This is a genomic window from Shewanella sp. ULN5, assembly GCF_030731885.1.
GTDB classification, from domain to species: Bacteria; Pseudomonadota; Gammaproteobacteria; order Enterobacterales; family Shewanellaceae; genus Shewanella; species Shewanella holmiensis.
On sequence record NZ_JAPJEE010000002.1, the window covers coordinates 426,579 to 434,261 of the forward strand.

The 7,683-nt window shown below is 40.9% G+C and carries 6 protein-coding genes; 3 read left to right on the forward strand and 3 right to left on the reverse strand.

Going from position 1 to position 7,683, the window contains the following annotated elements:
- Window positions 1–220: 220 nt before the first annotated feature.
- Both ORI98_RS03985 and ORI98_RS03990 read right to left on the reverse strand, forming a co-directional pair.
- A complete protein-coding gene (locus ORI98_RS03985) occupies window positions 221–1,735 on the reverse strand; it encodes a carotenoid oxygenase family protein (protein WP_306134328.1) in 1,515 nt (504 codons plus the stop codon).
- Window positions 1,736–1,802: 67 nt separating this feature from the next.
- Window positions 1,803–2,321: a DUF2141 domain-containing protein gene (locus ORI98_RS03990; RefSeq protein WP_261298504.1), complete on the reverse strand. Its 519-nt coding sequence runs from the start codon at window positions 2,319–2,321 to the stop codon at window positions 1,803–1,805.
- 189 nt (window positions 2,322–2,510) lie between these two features.
- On the opposite strand from ORI98_RS03990, the gene ORI98_RS03995 reads away from it, so the two are divergent.
- From ORI98_RS03995 to ORI98_RS04005, 3 genes are all read left to right on the forward strand, one after another.
- A complete protein-coding gene (locus tag ORI98_RS03995; protein WP_306134329.1) occupies window positions 2,511–3,362 on the forward strand; it encodes a LytTR family DNA-binding domain-containing protein in 852 nt (283 codons plus the stop codon).
- Window positions 3,363–3,412: 50 nt separating this feature from the next.
- Entirely contained in the window at window positions 3,413–5,200 is a 1,788-nt protein-coding gene (locus ORI98_RS04000) for a DEAD/DEAH box helicase (protein ID WP_306134330.1), read from the forward strand.
- 238 nt (window positions 5,201–5,438) lie between these two features.
- Window positions 5,439–5,699 carry a GrxA family glutaredoxin gene (locus tag ORI98_RS04005; RefSeq protein ID WP_261298501.1) on the forward strand — a complete coding sequence of 87 codons (261 nt, stop codon included), beginning with the start codon at window positions 5,439–5,441 and terminating at the stop codon, window positions 5,697–5,699.
- Window positions 5,700–5,777: 78 nt separating this feature from the next.
- Here ORI98_RS04005 and ORI98_RS04010 read toward each other — a convergent pair whose 3' ends face one another.
- Window positions 5,778–6,935, reverse strand: a complete 1,158-nt coding sequence (locus tag ORI98_RS04010; RefSeq protein ID WP_261298500.1) for a DcaP family trimeric outer membrane transporter — start codon at window positions 6,933–6,935, stop codon at window positions 5,778–5,780.
- Window positions 6,936–7,683: the final 748 nt, after the last annotated feature.

A 7,683-nucleotide genomic window follows, 5' to 3' on the forward strand; every position in this document is an offset into this window, starting at 1 on the left:
CTGTTCAACCCTTTTGCTCGCATAAACACGATCGGCTTATTTCCATTTGTTATTTCCATCCACCCTAGAGAAATACTAACCAGTTTCTCTTTTTCGCCCCTCATTATGAGGGGCTTTTTTTGGCTAGTGCTTATTTGATTCTGCAAATTGATAACCTGCACAAACCTGACAGCACACCTGCCCAGCTATGTTTTAATCAGTTAGATATGAGTTAGTTTTGTTAACCCGCGACAAAATTACCATGAAAGCCCAGTGGCAGATGATGAGAAAGCCAGGCACGAGCTAAAGGACCGGATGCTAAGTCATTCGCCGCAAAAATATTCAAGCAAGTGCGTTTGCTCGGCACATGCAATGCGGTGCCCATTAAGTAGCCGCTGCCTTCAACCCCTTTTGGGCACACACTAACATGCTCTTCAACTAAATAATCATCGCCAAAATGATAATGCTGCGTTGCACCGGTATCAATGTGCAAAGACGACAAGGTATCGCTCCATAAGCTGCTAGATTTAGCTGACAAGTGATACAAATACTGATTTTTAAGCCCCACAAGATGGTCGCATACCCGCGGGAACTCACTGCTATCGCCCACGGTTTGCATATCATAAGTGCCATCAATATATAAACTAAACAGCGCTGTTTGCGCCTTAACACTTGCCTGCGACATCTTACCTTGCATCACATTCGCCAACTTATGCAGCACATCAACATTAGGATACAAGCTAGCGTCAAAGTGAATGGTGCCATTGGCTTCTTCCCACGCATTACCATAATGAAATGCAAAACCTGCGGGTAACTCAAAGCGTTTAGTCACCTTAAGAGACTGCTTATTGATCACCAATACACTCATTGACATATCGCGATTATATTGAGTGCGGGCAAAATGGCCTTCAATCGCCTTATCAACAAACAATGACGGTAAAATAATTAGCACACTTTTATCGGTAATCAAAAAATCATGCAGCATACCGCCACGGTATTGGCTGTTAATTAGCCCTACATTTTTAACTTTGCCATTAGCCGCTAATTGATAAATCACCACCTGACCTGATGGATGCAACCCAAAATTCCAAATATCCCCATTAGGGTCAATTTTAGGGTGCGCTGAAAAAGGCAGTCCTTTTAAGCTGTTTTCATATTTTGACCCCGCGCCTAAATTAACCTGTTGAGTATATTGCATGGTATCTCGGTCAATTTGAGACGGTGATCCTCCCTCCCACAGCGCCCAAAGATCATCCCCCACAGCAATAATATTAGTATTCGCGGTATTAACCATATCAGCGTTGGTCACAGGCAAAGCATGGGCAATTTTAGTATCAGGACCCGAGTAAACAAACCGCTGTGCCTGCTGCTCTTTAGCAAACTTAGGCGTGTTAATAAATTGGCCACGGTGGACTATTTTTTGGTCGCTAATCTCAAAGCGCTGCAACATACCGTCGCCTTCAAAGGCATGTAAATAACGAATGTCGCCACGCTCATATTTGCCAGGGCCGTTACGATAAAAAACACCTTGTAAGTCGGCAGGTATACGCCCTTCAATCGTCAGCGGTTGCGGCTCAAAATTGGCTTCAACATTAGCAAAACCAATTAACTCAGGGTGCTGTGCCAGCGCCTGATTAAATTGCTGCTTAATATTCACCACAACAGGGGCAGATGATGCCAGCGCATTCATTGCACCGGGCAACATGCTTGATGCCCCTATTACACTCATCCCTTTTAAAAATTGTCTGCGTTGCATGCTCATCTCCAAAATTGTCACCTTCAAAATTACCATCTGCAAAATTGTCATCTTCAAAATGAGTGGCTTAATAAATGATCTGTGTGTGGTTAATCTGGGTTGATGGGTCTTCAGTGACCGTAAAAGCAGCGTCCGTATAAGCAACAGGGCCATAATTAGGTTTAGCATTGTTGGAAAAACCATACCCTTCAGATGGCATGCCAAATAAATTGGTGTCTAACGTGCCGTTATTATTCTCGTCCTGATAAAAGCGCACCACATACTCCCCAGCCGGAACATCGGTAAAAGACACAAAATTAAGCCCCGCTTTAGCCTGAATGTAAGTCGCAGTTAGCGCATTGTCATTTAAGTAATTATCTTCACCCTTAAACAGCTGCACATAAATCTTACTTTGCTGGGCATTTACCCCTGCAATCTCAAGCTTAATATCTGCGGCAAAAGTGGAGGAATTAACCCACATAGATGCAAATAACACCGAAAGCGCTAATAAGGATGATTTACCCATTTTGCCGCCCTTGGTTTGAGTCAATAACGTCACTTCATTATGTGTCAATGGTCGAGCCAGTTTAGTCGCGAATATCGGCATTGTTATATTCCTATCGTCTGTGATAAATGTGCTATTTCAAATGGCCGTTAGCCTCGACATAAACCGAGCCAACCTCGCCATTGCTTCGTGTTGAAAAGACGATAGAATGGTGCGATAAAAAATCAAAGTCGCTTTTCGTAAAGTGACCCAAAAACTTCGTAAAATGTAACTAAAAAGGAATGTGTACCTTTGACGAATCGTGAAATACCCTCAAATAATCAACAACTAAAATCTGAGCCCACTAAAAACAAATTACTGCGCCAACTGCTTATTGTGGTGTTTATTGGATTATTTATTGGCTTTATGCGCCCCTTCGGCATGGATCAATTCCCCCTATTATTGTCGATGAGTTACTGGGTGTTTACCTGTATTTGTGGCTATTTAATTTATATGCCACTGATCAATTTAGGCCATAAATACTTAGCAAAAAGCATCACTACGCTCTGGCAACGGGTAGCAATATCATCACTATTAGCCAGCCTAATAATGAGTCTAATTGTGCCTTTTATTGGCTGGCTGTTTTTTGAACACACATTACAATTAGCTGATAATTTTCTACTCGCGCTGCCTAACACCCTGGTTATTGGCAGCATTATTACCTTTGTCAGCATGTTACAAAATCATGTTAATCATCAAAAACAGCAACTTGAACAATCAAAACACGTCATTGAGCAATCGCAAAAGGTCATTGAACAGCATCAACAAAGTCGTGATATAGATACCATTCAAATTGAACAGTTTATGGGCTTATTACCATTAGAAAAGCGCGGACAATTGCTGTGTTTAGAAATGGATGATCACTATTTAAAAGTACACACAGATAAAGGCCAACATATGCTGTTAATGCGCTTAAAAGATGCCTTAATGCAGCTAGAAGGGTTTCCTGGCTTGCAAACACATCGTTCCTGGTGGGTAGCAAACCATGCCGTGGTGTCGGTCAATAAAGAAAATAGAAAAATGTCATTGTTGTTAACCAATCACCTTGAAGTGCCAGTTTCCAGAACCTTTGTTGAAGCCGTTAAAGCTAACCTGGCCCTATAACCATGATATTATCCAACCATAGCTAACCCAATGTATGTTGAACCTAATATTTGAAAGCTTCTACTGACGCACCTACTTTGCAACTGCGCGATTACCAACAGGATTCGGTTAACGCCGCCATCAAGCACTTTCGCAGCAGCCAACAATCTGCCGTATTGGCTTTGCCAACGGGTGCAGGTAAAAGCATTGTAATTGCTGAACTGGCTCGCATCGCCAACGGCAATGTATTAGTACTTACCCATGTAAAAGAGTTAGTTGCGCAAAATGCTGAAAAAGTCGGCTTACTCACCCAGGCTGCCAATATTTACTCTGCCGGATTAAACCAGAAAAAAGCTAACGGCAAAACCGTCGTCGCCAGCGTACAGTCAGCAGCGCGGGCATTAGATAAATTCAACCAGCCTTTTTCGCTGGTGATTATTGATGAATGCCATCGTGTCAGTAATGAAAAAACCAGCCAGTATCAGCAAATTCTACAACACCTAAAAAAGCAAAACCCTGCGATTAAAATTCTAGGGCTCACCGCGACCCCTTATCGTTTGGGCATTGGCTGGATATATCATCACCATTACCACGGTAAAGTTGGCAACACTGACAATGCTGTGTTCGATAAATGTATCTTTGAATTACCCATGCGCCCGCTTATCAAGCAAGGCTTTTTAACTGCGCCTAAGTTATTTGATGGCCTCAGTGCCCAGTACGATTTTAGTCAACTTGAACCGACAGAAAGCGGCGAGTTTAATCAGCAAGAAGTGGAATCGATACTCAACCATCAAGGTCGTGCCACAACCGCGATAGTCAAACAAATCGTCCAACTGGCAAATGTTCGTAAAGGGGTAATTATTTTTGCTGCAACGGTGCGTCACGCGCAGGAAATTATTGGCTTATTAAACAAGCTTATCGACAATGCCGCCACGCCAACCAAAGCGGCATTAATCACTGCTGCTACTCCCCATAATGAACGCGACACCATTATTGATGCCTTTAAAGCGCAGCAGATTAAATACATAGTCAATGTCGCCGTTCTCACCACAGGCTTTGATGCGCCCCATGTGGACTTAATTGCTATTTTAAGACCGACAGCATCAGTTAGCTTATTTCAGCAAATGGTGGGGCGTGGGCTTCGTTTAGCACCAGATAAAGCTGATTGCCTGGTAATTGATTATGCGGCTAATGGTTTCGATTTATATTTTCCTGAGGTGGGCCAGATAAAACCCAATAGTAAATCCGTGCCAGTGCAGGTGCATTGTCCAGTCTGCCAATTTGCCAACACTTTTTGGGGACTGGTAGATAACGATGGCGATATCATTGAACATTTTGGACGACGTTGTCAGGGATTAATGACTGATGAAGCCAACATTGCAATACAATGCGACTTTCGCTTTCGTTCAAAAGCTTGTCCAGATTGCGGTGCTGAAAATGATATTGCCGCCAGAATATGCCAAAACTGTAACTCAACCTTAATCGATCCAGATAAGCGACTTAAGCAAGTTTTACAATCACAACACCATCACTTATTTAAGTGTCAGCAAATGCTGTTTACCCAAGATAAGAATTGCCTAGTCATTCAATACATTGATATTGAAGGTAATGATTTTAAGCAACATTTCAAGTTTGACACATCACCACAAAAGAAAGCTTTTTATGCTGCATTTGTGCTTAGTCATACTCGTACACCTGGGATGCCCCATCCTAAATATGATAATGTTGGACAAGTTTTAGCCGATCAACTTAGATTCAGACAGCCTGATTTATTATTACTGAAAAAACAAAAGCAGCATTGGAAATTAGTTGATCTCTTTTTTGACTATCAAGGTAAATATAAAACCGATTTTAGTTAACGGTAATGCCCCTTGGCCTAGAGTGATTGGCTAAAAATGACAATTAATGACTCGCACCAATCCGTTTCTAAAAATCAACGTATGTGCGTAGCCAAGCAATCTCTATTACGCTTAATTGCTGTTTTTGCATCCACATTTGATCTGCCTAGACGAAGGTTAAGCCAAATTCACTTCATCAGGTTATGAATTGGAAAATAGTTGTGCTATAAACACAACAAATCGAAAAGTAGGAGTTATTATGTTTGTTGTTATTTTTGGTCGCCCAGGCTGTCCATACTGTGTTCGTGCAGTTGAATTATCTGAAAAATTAACTGCACACCGTGAAGATTTTAAATTTAAGTATGTGGATATTCACGCAGAAGGGATTTCTAAAGCAGATTTATCTAAAAGTGTCGGCAAAACGGTTGAAACCGTGCCACAGATTTTTGTTGATGAAGTTCCAATTGGCGGATACACGGATTTTGATCAATATGTTCGTCAAAATGGCTTGCTTGATTAAGACTTATTGATAATAAAAAAGGACTCTAACAGTGTTAGGGTCCTTTTTTTATGGCTTTAAAGAGTTCCCCTGAAGGGATTAAAGAACATATTTAGCCGAGAACATAATGCGATTTAAATCGCCATCAACACCATCTTCTCTTTCATTTAATGCGTGCATGTATTCAACACCAAAGGTTAATGGCTTAGACGGAGAGTACAGTAAGTTTACATATCCAGAATACGCTTCTTTGTTAACACTGCCACCAGTTAAGTTGACATCATTATCGGCAGAGAAACCTGATAGAGTAAAGCTTGAACGCCATTGTTCGCTCCACCAGTGACGATAAGAAACAAAACCACCATATGAAGTAATGGTTTGGATTTCATTATTACTGTCTAGCACACCCGCGTTAGCGTAGTTTAAGGCCATGTAACGGCCTAAGCCTTCACCATAAGTCGCGGTAAATTTAAAATCATCTTTACCTACGGGGATCACACCTGCAAAGCTAACACCATAACCCACATCAGTAGAATCTAACTGTGTTGTGCCTTGAAGTTCTTCAACATTCAATTGGCGCACAATAGCCGCTAATGAATACGCAGCGCCACCTTCTTGAGAAAAGTTATAACGGGCGATCACATCAGGAACAACGCCACTACCACTTGTAATACGTGCACCACCTGTATTATTAGGGGTCAGTGTAGTTTCGGGGTTTTCTAATGCGATTTGGAAATTACCGCTAGTGTATTTAATCAATGCTTGGCGAACAAAAGGCGTACCATCAGCTGCGCCAACAAAATCTAAGTTTTCAGGCAAAGCACCCGGATTTTGGAATGTGGTCCAGGTTTGGCCTATGGTCCAATTGTCATACGTCACAAAAGCATGGCGGATCCGAGGAGAATAACTATTTGATACACGTTCGTTACCATCGGTATGAGTCATAAAGTCTAACTCAATAAAACCCGTTAACGAGTGACCACCTTCCAAATCCGTGACGGTTTTAAAATTAAAGCGTGATTCGCGAGCTTGAAAGTCGACAACCTGTTTGCCATTACCTTTTTCACCGTAAATAGTACCTGGGACATAAAACTGGCGAGATAAACTGCCTGAATCCGGTGCGCCATTACCGTAATCACTGAACATAACGTCCGCTTTAATATAGCCACCAAAGGTCATGTCAGTTTTAGCATACGCAGTACCTGTCATAGCCAGCATCGCCCCAGAAATCAATGCTGCAAGTTTAAGATGTTTCATCCGTGCTCTCCAAATTATTGTTTTAATCTTGAGCAATATGTCTTAATTAACAAAAATGAAACATTAGCAATAGGTCTATAAGACAAAAGTAGAGAAGTAAACACTAAACTAGGACAAAATACGCAAATCAACAAAAATAGCTATCAATTGTAATTAGCCATTTATTTTTCAACAAACGTAATCTTAACCAGTCTGATGCTGGTTCGGTAGGAATGTCGATTTGCCATTAAGCAAAGCTGGGAGCTTGGTAAAGCAGCAACGAATATACAGAATGCACAACCAACGCAATCAAATATATAAAGCATTATAAAACAGAAACTTATGCCAAAAAACAAAGTTCACCTAGGTGAACTTTGCTATTGATACGTAACTTCAACTTAATTAACAGCGTAAAATTTAAGGTTAAATCTAAAATCTTGAATATCGACGTCTAAAGTCATTCAGATTGTTAACCAGTGGTGAAACGAATTTAATCTTAGAAAATTAGATAGTTTAATAATTAAAGAATGAAAGGAGTTATTTGAAGTTTATCGGTTTTGTAGTATTGAGGACTAAAACTTATTAAGAGATATTGATTTGAATTTAGGAATGGGTATTAAAATATTAAGACGGTAACGACTTGATGAAATATTAACTGCAGTGATTGATTTAAATTCTTTAGCCACGATTTAAAAAAGTGGTGGGTCGTGAAGGATTCGAACCTTCGACCAATTGGTTAAAAGCCAACTGCTCTACCGACTGAGCTAAC